Source organism: Clostridium sp. Marseille-Q2269 (assembly GCF_943736985.1).
GTDB lineage: Bacteria > Bacillota > Clostridia > Clostridiales > Clostridiaceae > Clostridium_F.
The window spans coordinates 1-18,943 of record NZ_CALSFS010000010.1 but is presented as its reverse complement, the minus strand read 5'-3'; the positions used below and the strand labels follow the sequence as shown (position 1 = coordinate 18,943).

The window sequence follows — 18,943 nt, the reverse complement described above, 5'->3', positions numbered from 1 at the left end:
ATAAATAGGAATATAAAAATTTAAATCATAATTAGATATTATTTAAGAAATGTTTAAAGATATAATTAAATTAAGACTTAAAGTAAAAAGCTAAGATTATGTATCCTAGCTTTGAACTTTATTTAGTGCTATTAATGCAGCACCTAAGGCACCACATATTTGAGGTTCATCCCATATGAAAATTTTACTTTTAAGCTTTAGTTCTAAAGATTTTACTAATCCAAGATTTTTTGCAACCCCCCCAGTCATCATGTAAAACTCCTCTTTTCCTACTCTATTTAAAAGAGATAGCATTTTTGAAGCTATTGAATCATTAAGTCCGTGAATTATATCACATTTTTCTTTGTTTTCAGCTATAAGAGACACAACTTCAGATTCTGCAAATACGGTGCACATATTGGTGATTTTTAAGTCTTCATTCCAACTTAGACCTTCAACACTCATTTCTTCAATGTCTATTTCAAGGGTTCTGGCCATCATATCAAGGAATTTGCCTGTACCTGCTGCACATTTATCGTTCATGGCAAAATCTTTTATATTTCCATGTTCATCTAATTTTATAACTTTACTGTCTTGTCCACCAATATCTATAATGGTTCTTACATTAGGTTTCAAATGGTGAGCTGCAACACCATGACAGGTTATTTCAGTTACATTTTCATTTGTAAAAGGAATATTCATTCTTCCATAACCAGTGGAAACAGTGTATTTAAGTTGATCTTTTGAAAGATTAGCCTTATTTAAAGCCAAAGTCAATGCATTATTTGCACCATAAATGCTTTTAGCTCCAGTTTTTACTATGGAGTAACTCATTATATTTTTATGTTGGTCTAAAATTACCACATTTGTAGAAGTCGATCCGCTATCAATACCTGCCACATATAAATCTTTTTCCAGAATGCATGAAACTTTAGTATCTAATTTTGTTTTATTCTTAAATCTTTCAATAAATGCTTCTATTCTAGTAGAAAGTTGTCCTTTACTTTGATTAGTATAGTCAGTTTCAATTTTTAATATTGGAATATTTGTTTTGTCTTTAATAGATGCATATTCGAAAGAATAGTAATCACAAAATTTTACTGTATGATAAATTATTCCTGATATGTTGTTAGAAAGAATAAGTTTTTTTCTATGGGATATATCAGACATTCTCATGCAGGGAGTTTGAGATAAAATAGCTCCAGCGTACCATAAAATAAGATCATCCATATTACCGCAGGAGTCTGGTATTTCATCTGATATAAAATTTTCTCCAGTACATGTAAGATTTAAAGGATATGATCCTGTGGATTCGTATATTGATTCTTCAAGGGATTCATAGCATCTGGCCCCTAAAATAGCAATTTTATTTTGAACAATATTATTATTTTTTTCAGAAGCACTATGTTTTTGTATAGATAGCTTAAATTTTTCAACATTAAATTTTTTACCGGTGAAACTTTCATAGGAAGATATAAATTTCATAAATGATTTTTGTAGTAGTATACGAGAACAACAATTATTTTTATGGGGCAAATCTATCATATGTACATATTTCATATTGGAATTCCATTTTAAAACATCATATAATCTTTTTATGCTTTCACAGCAGTTCATTAATACTAATTGATCATTATTGCAGTCTATAAGGCTTTCAAGTAGAGATTTACAGTATGAGCACATATTTGGATGCATAAGTGCATCAGCTCTATGAAAGGTAGAAGCTAAAGGATTAATTTTTATAGGAACTTCGTCAAAGGCCTCTAGTATTGAAATAGGAGTATACTTACAAGCATATAAAATCATATTTTCATACCTCCTTTATTATTTTTCAAAATTTCAAAAAAAGCCTCTAATCTGGTGCTAAGTTGACCATCATGAGAATTCCTTCTATCCACAGCATCTCCATCTATAGATAGGTAAGGAATATTATTTTCTTCCATAACTTTTTTTAGTATCATAGATCCTCCATTGGATTGCTTACAACCCCAATGACAAAAATTTATTACAGCATCTGTCTTTAGAATTTTGGCTAAATTTAATATACTTTTTGCTCTTCTACAGTGAGGACCATTAAAATGATTAAGTATAAGTTTCTTAGCTATAGCATTGTAAGGATTATTAACATCTAATTTTTCAATATAGTCAAAGGATAGATCAGAAGTTAATAGCTGCATTTTATCATTGTTATTAAAGTAATTCTTAAGGGTATTTTGATAAAATGGTATCAAGTGAACCCACAAGAATTTTGTACACTCACATTTATCATATGTTAATATATCTTCATAGAGTTTCTTGTAAAACGCTAAAGTTTCAACTCTTCCCATGGCTACATGGGATGTAAATAGTTTGTACATTTCAAAAGTCAATGTATTGGGAAAATACCTATAAGAAAGTTCTTTCATGTATTTTAGCTGATATTGTCTTGATGAATTCTCATTTATTAGTACTTTTTTTAATTTATTTTCATTCAATTTAATATGCATTATATCTTCTATCATTGATACCATTTCTTTAAGTTGAATAGCTACATATTCCTCTCCTTCTATTGAATATTCATAAGGAATGTCAATAATATATAAATCAATATTTAACTGATCTCTAACATGCCTAAATGTATTTACATTGGCATCACAGGCTATGGTTGTTGTCACTGCAAATCTTGGACTTTTTATCACATTTGACTGAATAGCTCCTATAAAAGCCTTGTGATAACTACAAAGAGTTTCTGGAATATTCATTTTTTCTGAATAATTTATAAAGCCATCTTCGCATTTGGTACCTGATAAGTAAGAAGAAATTCCTTCAACAAACATAGGATAAATATTCATGGCATGTAAAAACTCAGTAGGAGCAAACAGATTAACCATTGCAGATTTATCAGGGTACTTAATTGGCTCTAATATATATTTCATGCATATTTTATCAAGATATTGTAATGATGGAGGCAATTTACGGTTAGGAAACTTGTCCATAAGTTTGTAATTAAGAGAATATCCTGCTTTTAAAAGATTACAGGCCTTATGAGGCTTATCTATATTTTTTTTTATCATTGAACCGTAATATTTGATAAAATCCATTTAATCACCAACCCTTATTAGTAAATGTAGTTATATTATTAAAATTATTACAATATACAATATACATTAAAAAAATCACTATGTAAATAATACCAATCAATATTGGAAAAATAAGTATTAAAACCTATGTAGTAAAGATAGATTTAATTTTAAAATATTCTATTTTATTTTACAAGAATATATGTTTTTTATTATAAATAGTAATAAATAAAACATAAGATAACAAAAACAAATTCTATATATTATATGTAAGTGTAATTTTTTTATAACTTTTATACCAATAGGGAGGGCAAAAAATGGGTTATAAAACAATAAATACTATGTATTTTAGTGCTACAAAAAATATTATATGCCAAGAGATGAAAATAGAAATCCCATTGATATAAGAAAAGTTACACCAAGCACAAAAGATAATTGTATAAAATGTAATCTTTGTGCAGAAGTATGCCCTATGGGCTCCATCGATTTTAAAGATGTAAGTAAGCTTAATGGAATATGTATTAAATGCTGTGCATGTATCAAAAAATGTCCTGTACAAGCAAAATATTTCCAAGATAAGGAGTATTTGATACATAAAAGTCAATTGAAAAATAATTTTATATATAGAAAAGAACCAGAATTATTTGTTTAATGTAATTTTCAATATATATACCACATATAAATGGAAATGAAAGAGGGATGAACCATTAAAAATTTAATTGTTTTATATTTAATCATCCTATAGATCTATATAAGTGAAAATAATAATAAGTTTAATGATTGGCATGAAAAGGTTTTCTGAAAATTTTTAAAAATAGGTATTAAAATACATTTTAATAAATATAAATTACTAGAAAGCATAAGAAAAGAAAGAATTTTAAATTATAATTGCAATTTTCTTAACAATCATAATTTAAAATTAATTGAATAATATGATAATGAAGTAAATGAACATAACATAGATGAATTTGGTACAAGTTTTCTTTAAAGAAAACTTAACCACTTCAATAGAGTAAATTGGATTATTTATAATATTTAAGGAGGAATGTTAAAATGACAAAAGAAGGTTTAGCTTTAGAAGGTGTAAAAGTAGTTGAATTATCAAGCTTTGTTGCAGCGCCTAGTTGTGCAAAATTATTAGCTGACTGGGGAGCTGAAGTAATTAAAATAGAACCAGTTCAAGGAGATAATTTAAGATTTGTAGGTACAGTATATAATTCACCTGCAAAGGATGAAGAAAATCCTATGTTTGAACTTGAAAATGGAAATAAAGAGGGCGTTGCTATAAATACTAGAAGTGAAAAAGGTCAAGAAGTATTAGGAAGATTACTTAAAGATGCAGATATTTTTGTAACAAATGTCAGAGAAAAGGCATTAGAGAGAAGTGGACTATCCTATGGACAATTAAAGGATAAATACCCTTCACTAATACATGCACATATATTAGGATATGGAGAAGAAGGCCCTCTTAAGGATAAGCCAGGATTTGATTACACTGCATATTTTGCAAGAGGAGCTGTAAGTACATCCTTAATGGAAAAAGGAACATCACCAGCTAACACGAATGCAGGTTTTGGAGATCATTATGCTGGTATAAGCTTGGCTGCAGGTATATTAGCAGCATTACACAAAAAGACATTAACTGGAAAAGGGGATAGAGTTACAGTAAGTTTATATCATACAGCTATATTTGGTATGGGATTAATGATTACTACAGCTCAATACGGAAATAAGATGCCACTATCAAGAAGAACACCTAATAATCCATTAGCAACAACTTATAAGTGTAAAGATGATAGATGGATACAATTAGCTCTTCTAAAATATGATGCATGGTTCCCTAAGTTCTGTAAAGAAGTAATAAATAGACCTGACCTAATTGAAGATGAAAGATTTAATAAGCAATCTGAAGTAGTAAAACATGTTGAAACTTTTGTAGGAATATTAGAAGATGAAATGATTAAAAAGGATTTAAAAGAATGGGCAGAATTGTTAGATAAAGCTGACTTACCATATGAAAAATTACAATATTGTGAAGATATATTAGAAGATGAACAAGCATGGGCAAATGACTATTTATTTAAGACAACATATGATAGCGGAAATACTGGCGTACTAGTTAATTCACCTGTTAAGTTTAGTGAGGCTGGAATGAGACCATATAAAGCTGCACCAAAAGTTGGAGAAGATACTGATACAATTCTTACATCTTTAGGTTATAGCAAAGAAGAAATAGAAGAAATGAGAAAAGAAAAAGCAATAAAATAAATTAGTCATATAGGTTTTTAATAGAGGGCATAAAAACTTATATTTAGAAGGGGGAGGAATATAAATGGCTGATAAGAAAGATGAAAAGAAAAAAGCAGCAAAAGTAATTAATGGTATATTGGCTAAATCATATGCAGATGCTTGGAAAGCAAAGGAAGCAGGAAAACCAGTAGGTTGGTCAACTTCTGTATTTCCACAGGAATTAGTAGAGGCTTTTGATTTGGATGTATTATATCCAGAAAATCAAGCAGCAGGTGTTGCAGCTAAGAAAGAGTCTTTATCCCTTTGTGAAGCAGCAGAAAGCGCTGGTTATTCAATTGATTTATGTGCCTATGCAAGAACAAACTTTGGGCTTCTAGAAAAGGGTGGTTCAGAGAACTTAAATATGCCAAAACCTGATTTTATATGCTGTTGCAATAATATTTGTAATCAAGTTATTAAGTGGTACGAAAACATAGCAAAGGAATTAGATATACCATTAATAATGATAGACACTACATTTAATAATGAAGATGAAGTAACAGAGAGTAGAATTAAATACCTTAGAGCTCAATTTGAAGAAGCTATAAAGCAACTTGAAAAAATTTCTGGAAAGAAATTTGATCCTAAAAAATTAGAAGAGGTTATGAGGATATCTGCTAATAATGGTAAACTATGGAAATATTCTATGAGCTTACCATCAGGTTCATTCCCATCACCAATGAATGGATTTGATTTATTTACTTATATGGCTGTTATTGTATGTTATAGAGGTAAAAAAGAAACTACAGATGCATTTAAATTGTTAATTTCTGAGTTAGAAGAAAATATTAAAAATAAAGAAACTTCATTTAGAGGAGAAGAAAAATATAGAATTATGATGGAAGGTATTCCATGTTGGCCATATATAGGATATAAAATGAGGACTTTAGCAAACTATGGCGTTAATATGACTGGAAGTGTTTACCCTCATGCATGGGCATTACAATATGAAGTAAACGATTTAGATGGAATGGCTAGAGCTTATAGTACTATGTTTAATAATGTTAATTTAGAGACAATGTGTAAATATAGAATAGATTCTTTAATAGATGGAAATTGTGATGGAGCATTCTATCATATGAATAGAAGCTGTAAGTTAATGAGTTTTATTCAATATGAAATGGAAAGAAAAGTTTTTGAAGAAACAGGTATACCATATGCAGGCTTTGATGGAGACCAAGCAGATCCAAGAAACTTTAGCAAAGCTCAATTTGAAACAAGAATCCAAGGATTAGTGGAAGTTATGGAAGAAAGAAAGAAAGGAGGAAACAAATAATGGATAATATAAAAAATATTTTATCTAAATTAGAGGGAATTACTAAAAACCCTAAAGAAGTTGTTTCAGATTATAAAGAAAGAACAGGAAATAAAGTAATAGGATGTTTTCCAGTGTATACTCCAGAAGAAATAGTATATGCAGCAGATATGCTTCCAATAGGTATATGGGGAGGGGACGTTGAAGCTAATTTAGCTAAACAATATTATCCAGCATTTTGTTGCTCAATAATGCAATCCTGCATGGAATTTGGATTGAAGGGTATATATGATGGTTTATCAGCTGTTATTATTCCTGGAATGTGTGATACATTAAATTGCATGGGCCAAAATTGGAAATTTGCTATTAAAGACATTCCATACATCGCATTAGTTCATCCTCAAAATAGGAAATTAGAAGCTGGTGTAGAGTATTTAGTTGAAGAATACAAATATATAAAAGAAAAGATAGAAGAGATTAGAGGAAAAGAGATAACTGAAAAAGAGTTAGAAAATAGTATAGAAATATACAATGAACATAGAGAAGTAATGAGAAATTTTGTAGACATAGCAGCTAAGCATACCAATACAATAAATAATTATGAAAGAAATGTTGTTATAAAGAGTGGATTCTTTATGAGAAAAGATAAGCATACAAAGATAGTAAAAGAACTAAATGATTTATTAAATGCTCTGCCAGAAGAAAAATATAATGGCAAAAAAGTATTTGTAACTGGTATATTATTAGATTCAAAAGAAATGCTTGATGTGTTTGAAGAAAACAATTTAAGAATAGTAGGCGATGATCTAGCTCAAGAAAGTAGACAATTTAGAACAGATGTACCTGAAGGAAAGAATTCATTAGACAGATTAGCAAGACAGTGGTCAAATATTGAAGGATGTTCTTTAGCATATGATCCTAAGAAAGCTAGAGGATCAATGATTGCAAAAGCAGCTAAGGATAAAGAATGTGATGGTGTAGTATTTGCCATGATGAAATTCTGTGATCCTGAAGAATACGATTACCCAGTTGTTAAAAAGGATATTGAAAAAGAAGATATTCCTACAACAATGGTAGAGGTAGATCAACAAAATAAGAGCGTTGAACAAATAAGAACAAGAATTCAAACATTCTCAGAAATATTATAAATAGAACCTTAATTTAAAGTTATAGTTTTAAAGTCCATTTAACATTAGAAAATTTATTATATATTTAAATTTAAGAATGATTATTTAGTTATATATAAGACTTTGTAGGGATTAATGGGTTTGTTAGATTAAAAATATTTTATATAAAAATAATTAAATTTCCTTATACAAACTATGTAGCGGTTTTTATGAATGACACTGTAATATTATTAAAAATATAGAGTTAATAGTAAAAATCGCTACAGTTTTGTAAGGTCGTAAATTTAAAAGGAGGAAAGTATGTTATTTAAGAAAGAGCATGAACTTTTGAGAAAGTCCGTAAGGGATTTTGTAGATAGAGAGTTGAAAGATATTCCAGAACAAGTTGATATAGAGGGTAAGTTACCTAAAGAACTAATAGAAAAGCTTGCAAAATATAAATTTATTAGTCCTGTAATACCTAAAGAATATGGTGGCGCTGGCGCTGATTATGTTTCTTACTGCATAATAATGGAAGAAATTAACAGACGTTGTGCTTCTACAGGAACTTTTATAACAGCAGGAGCATCATTAGTAGCACTACCTTTACTTAATTTTGGAACAGATAAGCAAAAGGAAAAATATTTAAAGCCTCTTGCAAAAGGTGAATATATAGGATCATTTGGGTTAACTGAACCAGGTGCAGGATCAGATGCTGGTGCTGGTCAAACTACTGCAGTTTTAGATGGAGATCATTATATTTTAAATGGAAGAAAAACATTTATTACAAATGCACCTATTTGTGATTTCGCGATAGTAACAGCCATGACAGAAAAAGGTAAAGGTTCAAGAGGAATTTCAGCCTTTATAGTTGAGAGTAAATGGGATGGATTTTCAACTGGAGCCCATGAAAATAAAATGGGCATCAGGGGAACAGAAACCGCAGATTTAATATTTGAAAATGTAAAGGTTCCAAAAGAAAACCTTATTGGAAAACAAGGTAAAGGTTTTAAAATGGCATTAAATACACTTGATGTTGGAAGAATTGGAGTAGCTGCTCAGGCTCTTGGAATAGCTCAAGGTGCTTTAGATGAAGCTATAAAATATGTTAAGGAAAGAGTTCAATTTGGTAGACCTTTAGCGAAGTTCCAAAACACTCAATTTACAATTGCGGATATGGAAACTAAGGTTCAAGCTGCTAGATGGCTTGTATACGATGCAGCGGAGAAGAAAGATGCTGGTATAAATCCGGGAGTTGAATCTGCAATGGCAAAATATTATGCTGCAGAAATTGCAAATGAAGTGGCTTATAAAGCATTACAATTACATGGTGGATATGGATATATGAAAGATTATCCAATAGAAAGAATGTATAGAGATGCCAGAATTACATCTATATATGAGGGAACATCTCAGGTTCAGCAGATGGTTATTGCGGCAAAAGCCCTTAAATAATATATTAAGAAATAAACAAAATTGGAGGTTAAAGATTTGAGGATAGTAGTATGCGTTAAACAAGTTCCGGATACAACAGAAGTAAAAATAGATCCTAAGACAGGAACATTAATAAGAGAGGGTGTTCCAAGTATATTAAATCCAGATGATGCAAATGCACTTGAAGAAGCTTTAAAAATGAAAGATAAAGATGAGAGTATAAATGTATCAGTTGTTTCAATGGGCCCTCCTCAGGCAGAGGTTATGTTAAGAGAATGTCTTGCAATGGGAGCAGATGATGCTTATTTAGTAAGTGATAGAGCCTTTGCAGGTTCCGATACTTGGGCTACTTCAAAGGTTATTGCATCAGCCATAAGAAACATTGGAGATTATGATATTATATTCGCTGGAAGACAAGCTATAGATGGGGATACAGCTCAGGTCGGTCCACAAATTTCCGAAAAATTAGGTATTCCACAGGTTACTTATGTACAAGATTTCAAAATGGACGGAGATAATGTAACAGTACAAAGACAACTAGAAGATGGCTACGAAATAATTAGAGTAAAAAAACCTGTATTATTAACAGCTGTAAGTTCACTTAATGATCCTAGATATATGGCGGTAGATAAAATATTTGATTCTTATAAAAAAGAAATAAAGGTTTTAACTATTGATGACCTAGATATAGAAAGAGAAGGAGTAGGTCTTAAGGCTTCTCCAACTAAAGTATTTAGATCATTTACTCCAGCACCTAAAGGTAAGGGTGTTGTTCTAGAAGGATCAACAGAAGAAGTGGTTGAAAACCTAGTTGTAAATTTGAAACAAAAGCATATTATATAAAATTGATCGGAGGGTAATATGGATATAAAAAAAGATCTAAGTATATATAAAAATGTCTGGGTAATTGCAGAACAAAGACAGGGTAAGATAACTCCTGTGGTTATAGAATTGTTAGGAGAAGGTAGAAAGATAGCCGATGATATTGGAGTAGAATTGTGTGCAGTTTTGCTTGGATACAATGTTGACAATTTGACAGATGAACTAATACAGTTTGGTGCAGATAAAGTTTATTATGCTAATGATCCATTGCTAGAGAAATATACAACTGATGGATATGCAAAGGTTATAGTAGATGCAGTAAATGATATTAAACCAGAAATTGTTTTAATTGGTGCAACTCATATAGGCAGAGATTTAGCTCCTAGAATATCATCAAATTTGGATACTGGATTAACAGCCGATTGCACTAAGTTAGAAGTAGACCCAGAAGATAAAAAACTTAAACAAACTCGTCCAGCATTTGGAGGCAATATTATGGCTACAATAATATGTCCTGATAATAGACCTCAAATGTCAACAGTAAGACCAGGAGTTATGGATAAAGCCGTAAAGAATGAAAATAGAAAGGGCCAAATTTTAAAATTAAGTGCAGATTTAATTAAAGAAGATATAAGAACAGAAGTAGTTGAAATAGTTAAATCTAAAAAAGAGTTAGTATCACTAACAGATGCAAACTTTATTGTGTCTGGAGGACTTGGTCTTGGAAATGCTGATGGATTTAAATTATTAAAAAAATTAGCTGATAAATTAAATGGAGTAGTTGGATCTTCTCGTGCTGCTGTAGATGCTGGTTGGATAGAAAATTCACACCAAGTAGGTCAAACAGGAACAACTGTAAAACCAACAGTTTATATAGCTTGTGGAATTTCAGGAGCTATACAGCATTTAGCAGGTATGCAAGAATCAGATATAATAATTGCTATAAATAAAAATGAATCAGCTCCAATATTTGAAGTAGCAGACTATGGGATAGTGGGAGATTTATATGATGTAGTGCCTAAATTATTAGAATTATTAAATGACGATAATCGTATTACAGAATTATTTGAAAAACATAAAATAGCACATTAGCCCTAAATTTAATATAAAAAGTTAATTATATTATACTATTTATTATAGCCCCCTATTCTAATATATTTGGATGAGGGGGCATTATAAAGATAATATTTAATTTATAAAGCCATTATGATAAAGTTTTTTCTGTAGTTTTTGAAATAGGATATTTAATGATAGTGTTATTAGGGACAGGAGGATCTATAGCAGGTTCTGCTTCTCTTATGGAGAACTATGGTGTTAATTATTTTGTTGGAGTATTAATTACAGGTGGGATTTTCTATATACTAACCATATATGGATCTGAATTAATAAGAAAAGCTTCAACTATTATTACTATATTAATATTAATATTCTTAACAGTTATAGTGGTTACAGGGATAAAGGCTAATTTAGGAAATCTTTCTCAAATGATTTCCACACAATATTCACCTTCATCCTTTGGAACAGTTTTGTATAGTGGACTTAGATATGCTGGTTATCAAGCCTTTGTAGTTGCAATTGTATTAAGTGCAAGTGATACTTTAAAATCTGATAAGGCTATTAATAAATCAATGTTTTTAGGAGTTATACTAAATGGAGTCATGATAACATTATCTTGTATAATGTTACTTGCATGGATGCCAGGAACACAAAAAGAGACTATACCAATATTGTATATATGTAAACGTTTGAATAGTAATTTTTTATTATTTTCTTATTCAATAGTATTGTTTTTAGCCTTTGTATCCACAGGTATAGGATGTGTGTTTGGAGCTGTAGCTAGATTTGAAAATGTTATTAAGAAGCCTATTGATATAAAAAAAAGAAGAGGAGCTATATCTTTTGTATGCATGGTTTTATCTATGGCAATTTCATTGTTTGGGTTAACTAATATTGTTGTTGTTGGTTATGGATATGTTGGAATAATGGGTATATTTGCTGTGGTTATTCCATGTATAGTGATAGGAAAAATAAAAAATAGCAGATTTAAAAAAGAACATCATAGTACATTATCACAAGTTGATAGTGATGTATTAGAAGAAGATGTAATATCTAAAGAAAATATATTATCAAAGGATAATATATAAGCTGTAGATCCTAAATAAAAATTTTTTATAAAGGAGAAGATACAAATGTATACAATGGGATTAGATATAGGATCCACTACTTCTAAGGGCGTTATCATGAAGGATGGAAAGGAAATTGTGGTTAGTGTACTAGTTCCTGTGGGTACTGGAACTAGTGGACCTTCAAAATTAATAAAAGAATTAAAAGAAAAATCTAATTTAGAAGAAAAGGATATAGAAAAAACAGTAGTTACAGGTTACGGAAGAATTCAATATAAAGATGCAGATAAACAAATAAGTGAATTGAGTTGTCATGCTAAAGGTGTAGCTTTTTTAATACCAGGAGCAAGAACAATTATAGATATCGGCGGACAAGATGCAAAGGCTATGAAATTAAATAATAAAGGAAAGCTTATAAATTTTATTATGAACGATAAATGTGCTGCTGGTACAGGTAGATTTTTAGATGTTATGGCAGGAGTTCTCGAAACGGATGTATCTAAATTAGGGGAGATATCAGAAAAATCTACAAATGAGGTTCCAATAAGTAGTACCTGTACTGTATTTGCAGAATCAGAAGTGATTTCTCATCTATCAGCAAATGCAAAAAAAGAAGACATAGTAGCAGGTATTCATACATCTGTAGTAAGGCGTGTATCTACCCTTGCTATGAGAGTAGGCATTGAAGAGCAAGTGGTTATGGTAGGAGGAGTAGCTAGAAATACCGGCATAGTTAAAGCCATGGAAAAAGAATTAGGTCATGATATAAAAGTGCCAGAATTGGCTCAATTAACTGGAGCATTAGGTGCGGCTATTTATGCATTTGAGGAAATAAAATAGATTTAATATATTAATAAATTGTGGATATAATCTTTTTTACTTAAAATAAAAAAATAATATTTTGTAAATATAGTTAAAAATAAAAGTAACTTAAGATATAATATAATAAATCAAACAGTAAGAAAATAAACTAAGGCACTAAAGTTTAATAAATAGAAGGAGAGAGATTATATGAGTATATTATCTAAAATTTTTAATTTAGTTAACTCATCTAGCAATGGATACAATAAAAATAAACATAGAGGAAGTAATTATTATAAAAGACATACTAGATCCAAATCAGGATTTTTAGGATCTATGATGTCTGCATTTTCTTCAAGAAAAGGATCTTACTCAGATTCACATAAGAGGCATCATCCTAGGAAAAAATACAGTTCATGGTCATAGAGTTTTTTAGAAAAAATAAAACATATTTGACAAAGGAAAAAATTAATGAATATACTGTTTTAAAGATAATTGGTGAAGGCAGGTTTGGAATTTGTTATTTAGTTGAACATCATCAAAGTCGCTATATATTAAAGCAATTAAAAACAAAAATGTTAAAAAAAATAGGAAGTAAAGTCATTTATGAAGAAGAAATATTAAAAAGTATTAATCATGATTATATTCCTAAGTTTATAAAGAAAGTAGAATTAGAAAATTTTTTTGGATATGTGTTAGAGTATAAACATGGAAAAACCTTTGAAGAAATTATTTGTGAAGATGAATATATCTTTAAAAGACAAGAAATATATAATATATGTATTGAAATTATTCAAATTCTAAAGTATTTGCATAAAAGAGGAATAGTACATAGAGATATAAGAATTCCAAATACAATATATTATAATAAAAAAGTTTATTTAGTTGATTTTGGATTAGCCAGATGGATCAACAATAAAGAATATACTAAAAATCTGGATTTTTACTATCTGAGGGATTTTTTATTACATTTATATTACACAACATTTCATGACAAATCCTTTATAGAAAAGCCTTGGCATAAAGAACTGGATTTGTTTAATGAGGAAAGGTATTTTTTAAAAAGATTACTAGGTATAGAGAAAAAGTATAGTAGCATAGAACAAATAGAAAGAGATGTTTTATTATTAAAAAATAATTATTCTAGCTAATATAGTATTTAGAATAATATCATATACTTATAAAAACCTTGCAGTATATAAAAATACTACAAGGTTTTTGAATTAATTTTTTTTATAGAATAGCAAACCTGAAAGGAATACACACATTGAAATACCTACATCCACTAGTACAGAAGGTTTAGAAAGACCTCCATATACCACTATTGAAGCTCCAATAAGAGCTAAAATTGGAATAACAAATCTTTTCATATATGATAAATTTTTCATTTTTATCATATATGCTATATAAATAACTATATATATGCCATATATTACGGCTATAGGCAATTCTGAAATGTCTATAAATAATTTATTAGGAAATAGTCCTGCAAAGTTCATATACCAAACTACTAAATATATACAAATTAAAATAAAATTTGCTATGGTAGAGTTAGTAGGGATATCAGTTTTACTATTTACTTTAGAGAATAGATCAGGTTTAATACCTTGACCACGAATACCCAAAGAATAAAAAGAACGAGAACCTCCAAGTATAAGTCCATTAAGAGTACCTAAACAGGATACTATTATAAATACTGTAAGAAGAGACGCTCCAAAATTTCCAAGTACTAGGCCAGCAGCCACGTTAACGGCGTTATCTCCTTGTTTTAATATAGTTCCTGTTGGAAGTATTGATACTATACCAAGAAAATATAATATATATATGATTACTATTGTTAATGAACCAAATATAAGTGCTTTAGGAAGAGTCTTTTTGGAATCTTTTATTTCTGCATTAATTGTAGTTGCAATAATCCATCCTTCATATGCAAAAGCTGCTCCTAGAACTGCAGCTGAGAAACCTGTACCCGTACCAGATATATTTGGTATTGTAGAAAGATTATTTGATAAAACTCCATGATTAACACCGTAAAATATACCAAATATAGCTAAAACAATTAAAGGAATTAACTTAATAAATGTTGAAGCCACCTGAAATTTCCCTGATAGTATAGGGGAAAGGTAATTTAAAATATATATTCCTATCATATATACTGCAGCCATAATCCATACAAAATTACCACTTTTATTAAATAAAATACCAGTATAATTAGCAGCTACCCATGCTAGTACTGCAGCTAATGCTGGATAATAAATAATTCCGTTAAACCATCCTATTAAATAAGCAAATTTTTTTGACATCATGCCTTCAGCATAATCAACTATTCCATTAGATTTTTCAAATCTGTTAGAACAATCTGCAAAAACTAAAGCTCCAAAAATCATAGAAATTGCTCCTACTAACCATGCAATTAAAGCTGTTTTTACATTCCCACCTGCAGCCATAAGAATATTATCAGCCTTAAAAAATACACCGGAACCTATTACTATTCCAACTACCATAGAAACTGTAGTCCAAAGACCGTACTTCTTTTCTAACATATTATACATCTCCCTTCTTTCATCACAACTTTTCTTTTTTATATAGTATTACCGAATATTAAAAAAAATTCAACAATTATTTTTAATATTTTAAAATGTAAATGTTTAAAAGTGACAAGTAATTTTATGGGAATACAATAAAAATGAATAAATTCTAAAATTTATGAAAATTTATTATATAAATTGTGTAATAAAATACAATTTATGCATTATTAATAAAGATATAAAATTTGGATTGAGATGATAACATTTTATCTCAATCTATTGAATTTATGTAAAAATAATTTATATAGTAGTAGATTATTCTATTTAATATAAAATATAAATTTTTATGTATACGTTTTAAATAATGGAAATCATATTTAAGTGGCATAATACAAGTTTAATTGCAAAATTTAATAAATTATCAAGAAAAATGGCATTTTAAAAAATATTATAACTTATGATATATTATTATTAACGATTATTACGTCTAAAATATGAAAGGAGGTAAAGTAGTTATTTATAAAATAAACATACATTAATTAATAAAATAGCTATTTATAAAAATCAAGATATATTAATAAATTAACTCATTATTAATATATTTTATAAACAGACAAGCTATTTTAAGACATGAAAAAAGTAATTTTTAGAATAATTTTAATTTTTAGTTAAAGGGGCTATAAAGGGGTATAAATATGTTTTAAATCATTTATTAATTGGGGTAAAAATTTATTAATAAATTCATATGTTCTTTTAGTGGGTTATAAAAGTATATAGGAATCATTATAAGCATCTATAAAGGGGATTATAAGGTGCTTACAAGGGGGTACTAAGAGGCTTATAAGGGCCTTGTAAGTAAAGAAATAATAAATAATAAGTAATAAATAAAGAGTAATAAGTAATAGTTGTTGTAGTAATAAATAAAAAGTATAAAAGAAATTGTAAAGTGTATAGAATTATATAAATTATAGCAACAACCATAACAACAAGAAATACTTATATTATTACAACTATTTATTTTGGGTCATTGATTCAGTTGTGTATTGCAGAGATAAGTTCATAAAATTATTATATAAAATTTTCTGCAATTCATAGCGTATAGTCATAAATACATTATGAATACAATAAGTTATTATCTAAATAATAATATTAAAAACAGAAAGGAATATGTTATGTCACAAAATAAAGATAAAAAAATTCTTTGGTATACTCTTGCCTTTATGGCATTTTCAACTGTATGGGGTTTTGGTAATGTTATTAATGGTTTCTCAGAGTATAACGGTCTTAAGGCAATTGTTTCTTGGATTATAATTTTTGGGGTTTACTTTGTACCATATGCTTTAATGGTAGGAGAACTAGGATCAGCCTTTAAAGATTGTGGGGGAGGCGTAAGTTCTTGGATACATGAAACCATAGGACCAAAGCTTGCATATTATGCTGGATGGACATATTGGATAGTTCATATGCCTTATATTTCACAAAAGCCATCAGGTCTTATGATTGCAACAAGTTGGGCTATTTTTCAAGATAAAAGAATTAGTTCTATGAATACAAAGCTTATGCAACTAAGTTGTTTGATAATATTTTTGATTGGTATGTATATTGCATCAAAGGGGTTAAATCCATTAAAAAAATTAGCAACACTAGCAGGAACAGCAATGTTTGTAATGTCTATTTTATTTATAATTTTAATGATGGTAGCACCAGCAATTACACCAGCACATTTAAATACAATAGATTGGTCTTTTAAGACCTTTATGCCAACTTTTGATATGCGGTTCTTTACAAATTTAGCTATTTTGGTATTTGCAGTAGGTGGATGTGAAAAAATATCACCTTACGTTAATCAAATGAAAAATCCAGAAACAGGATTTTCAAAAGGAATGATAGCTTTAGCAATCATGGTTGCTGTATGTGCAATTTTAGGTACAGTATCACTTGGGATGATGTTCGATTCTAATAATGTTCCTAAGGATTTAATGACTAATGGTGCATATTATGCATTCCAAAAATTAGGTGAATATTACAGTGTAGGGAACCTATTTGTAGTTATATATGCAATTACAAATATTATTTCTCAATTTGCTGTATTGATATTATCAATTGATGCACCATTACGAATGCTACTAGATAGTGCAGACGAACGTTTTATTCCAAGACAAATGTTTGAAAAAAATAAATACGGATCATATAAAAATGGTAATAAGCTTATTACAGTAATAGTATCAATATTAATTATAGTACCAGCTCTGGGTATTGGTAATGTAGACGAGTTAGTTAGATGGCTAGTAAAATTAAATGCTGTATGTATGCCACTTCGTTACTTATGGGTATTCCTTGCTTATATTGCATTGAAGAAGGCAGGACAAAAATTCAAAAGAGAGTATTATTTTGTAAAGAGTGATAAAGTAGGTTTTATTTTTGGAGTATGGTGTTTTGCATTTACTGCATTTGCATGTATTGGAGGTATGTATTCTACCGATATATTCCAATTATCTCTTAATATTATAACTCCATTTGTATTGATTGGTTTAGGAGTAATAATGCCATATCTTGCAAAAAAATATAATACTGTATCTTCTGAAAGTAATAAAAATACAAATATGTAGAATCAAAATTAACATAAAATTAATATACAAAGTAGAATTAATATAATATTGAAAAAAATTCATCGCCTTTTAGGTGATGAATTTTTTTCAATATAAATACAGTTAATCTATAATACAAAATAAGAGATTATTTTAAAATAGCTTTAATTTTAATATAGTAAATCTAAAAGATATCTAATTTATACGTTCTCTTGTAATCTTTTTAAAGATTTTTTAGCAAAGAATACTCCTAAAATTAATGTTATTATTCCAGACATTGATAGCTTAGGATTTCCATCATTTCTAATAAAAGCTATAAAAATATTATTAAGAATAAAAAAAGGCGCAAAACATAGTAGTGTTTTTAGATAGGTATTTGTCATGTGAAAGATATTTTCATCTGCTCCTAATAAACTACTAAGTTTTGATGATTCAAATAAACCAATTAGCAAAAAAAATATTCCTAATAAAATCCCAATTTTAATAGAGTTAGTAAATATAATATTTGCTTTTTTATTTTTATCTTGTGCTTGATAAATAGAATATTTTGTAGCACCACTAATTCCAATCAAAAGTCCCGTTCCACTAATAAAACTGTAAATAGAAATTGATAAATTTAGAGCTGTTAACCCATGTACACCTAATCCTTTAGATACAAAAAAAGTATCCGCTAAAATATAGCATGAAAGACCAGCCATTCCCATAATATTTGTTAAAACATAGCGCATAAATGTACCTTTTACACTCATTTTCATGATCCCTCCTAAAAATAAACATAAAAAAATACCTAACATTCATTCCTACTAAGACCTAAAGGAATAAAGTTAAGTATAATGAAATGAGTTACCCGGTGGCAACTCATTAATATTTAATATTAAATTTTATAAATACTATTATATTATATACTTTAGTTAGGCAATTTCAAAAGCTAAATTACCTATTGAGACGATATTATACTT

14 protein-coding genes and 2 pseudogenes are annotated in these 18,943 nt (G+C 28.8%); 12 read left to right on the top strand and 4 right to left on the bottom strand.

Annotation, left to right across the window (positions count from 1 at the left end; all coding sequences use genetic code 11):
• Positions 1-105: 105 nt before the first annotated feature.
• Together NGI68_RS11760 and NGI68_RS11755 are read right to left on the bottom strand one after the other, a co-directional pair.
• The gene (locus tag NGI68_RS11760; protein WP_251861673.1) at positions 106-1,785 is read right to left on the bottom strand and encodes an acyl-CoA dehydratase activase; all 1,680 of its coding nucleotides are present in this window, start codon (positions 1,783-1,785) and stop codon (positions 106-108) included.
• On the bottom strand, positions 1,782-3,059 hold the full coding sequence (locus NGI68_RS11755; RefSeq protein WP_251861672.1) for a 2-hydroxyacyl-CoA dehydratase subunit D: 1,278 nt from the start codon (positions 3,057-3,059) through the stop codon (positions 1,782-1,784). Before NGI68_RS11755 ends, NGI68_RS11760 begins: the two co-directional genes overlap by 4 nt.
• A gap of 334 nt (positions 3,060-3,393) precedes the next feature.
• On the opposite strand from NGI68_RS11755, the pseudogene NGI68_RS11750 reads away from it, so the two are divergent.
• The 11 genes and pseudogenes from NGI68_RS11750 to NGI68_RS11700 all read left to right on the top strand — a co-directional run.
• Positions 3,394-3,690: pseudogene (locus NGI68_RS11750) on the top strand (4Fe-4S binding protein); the annotation flags it as partial.
• Positions 3,691-4,091: 401 nt separating this feature from the next.
• Entirely contained in the window at positions 4,092-5,306 is a 1,215-nt protein-coding gene (locus tag NGI68_RS11745) for a CaiB/BaiF CoA transferase family protein (RefSeq protein ID WP_251861671.1), read from the top strand.
• A 64-nt stretch (positions 5,307-5,370) separates the two neighbouring features.
• Entirely contained in the window at positions 5,371-6,603 is a 1,233-nt protein-coding gene (gene hadB, locus NGI68_RS11740) for a (R)-2-hydroxyisocaproyl-CoA dehydratase subunit alpha (RefSeq protein WP_251861670.1), read from the top strand.
• Positions 6,603-7,730, top strand: coding sequence for a (R)-2-hydroxyisocaproyl-CoA dehydratase subunit beta (hadC, locus tag NGI68_RS11735; protein WP_251861669.1), 1,128 nt, complete (start codon positions 6,603-6,605; stop codon positions 7,728-7,730). Before hadB ends, hadC begins: the two co-directional genes overlap by 1 nt.
• Positions 7,731-8,009: 279 nt before the next feature.
• Positions 8,010-9,143, top strand: coding sequence for a putative isocaproyl-CoA dehydrogenase AcdB (acdB, locus tag NGI68_RS11730; RefSeq protein ID WP_251861668.1), 1,134 nt, complete (start codon positions 8,010-8,012; stop codon positions 9,141-9,143).
• A 36-nt stretch (positions 9,144-9,179) separates the two neighbouring features.
• Positions 9,180-9,965, top strand: coding sequence for an electron transfer flavoprotein subunit beta (gene etfB, locus NGI68_RS11725; protein ID WP_251861667.1), 786 nt, complete (start codon positions 9,180-9,182; stop codon positions 9,963-9,965).
• An 18-nt stretch (positions 9,966-9,983) separates the two neighbouring features.
• Positions 9,984-11,036 carry an electron transfer flavoprotein subunit alpha/FixB family protein gene (locus tag NGI68_RS11720; protein ID WP_251861666.1) on the top strand — a complete coding sequence of 351 codons (1,053 nt, stop codon included), beginning with the start codon at positions 9,984-9,986 and terminating at the stop codon, positions 11,034-11,036.
• Positions 11,037-11,149: 113 nt separating this feature from the next.
• A pseudogene (locus NGI68_RS11715) lies at positions 11,150-12,079 on the top strand (YkvI family membrane protein); the annotation flags it as partial.
• 54 nt (positions 12,080-12,133) lie between these two features.
• On the top strand, positions 12,134-12,907 hold the full coding sequence (hadI, locus tag NGI68_RS11710) for a 2-hydroxyisocaproyl-CoA dehydratase activator HadI (RefSeq protein WP_251861665.1): 774 nt from the start codon (positions 12,134-12,136) through the stop codon (positions 12,905-12,907).
• A gap of 171 nt (positions 12,908-13,078) precedes the next feature.
• On the top strand, positions 13,079-13,294 hold the full coding sequence (locus NGI68_RS11705) for a hypothetical protein (protein WP_251861664.1): 216 nt from the start codon (positions 13,079-13,081) through the stop codon (positions 13,292-13,294).
• Positions 13,285-14,019, top strand: coding sequence for a protein kinase family protein (locus NGI68_RS11700; protein ID WP_251861663.1), 735 nt, complete (start codon positions 13,285-13,287; stop codon positions 14,017-14,019). The genes NGI68_RS11705 and NGI68_RS11700 overlap by 10 nt, the downstream gene beginning before the upstream one ends.
• A 72-nt stretch (positions 14,020-14,091) precedes the next feature.
• Here NGI68_RS11700 and NGI68_RS11695 read toward each other — a convergent pair whose 3' ends face one another.
• Positions 14,092-15,411 (bottom strand): APC family permease, encoded by a 1,320-nt coding sequence (locus tag NGI68_RS11695; RefSeq protein WP_251861662.1) that lies wholly within the window; start codon positions 15,409-15,411, stop codon positions 14,092-14,094.
• A gap of 1,157 nt (positions 15,412-16,568) precedes the next feature.
• Here NGI68_RS11695 and NGI68_RS11690 point away from each other — a divergent pair.
• The gene (locus NGI68_RS11690) at positions 16,569-18,005 is read left to right on the top strand and encodes an APC family permease (protein WP_251861788.1); all 1,437 of its coding nucleotides are present in this window, start codon (positions 16,569-16,571) and stop codon (positions 18,003-18,005) included.
• Between the two features lie 179 nt (positions 18,006-18,184).
• Here NGI68_RS11690 and NGI68_RS11685 read toward each other — a convergent pair whose 3' ends face one another.
• Positions 18,185-18,733 carry an MATE family efflux transporter gene (locus tag NGI68_RS11685; RefSeq protein ID WP_502799390.1) on the bottom strand — a complete coding sequence of 183 codons (549 nt, stop codon included), beginning with the start codon at positions 18,731-18,733 and terminating at the stop codon, positions 18,185-18,187.
• Positions 18,734-18,943: the final 210 nt, after the last annotated feature.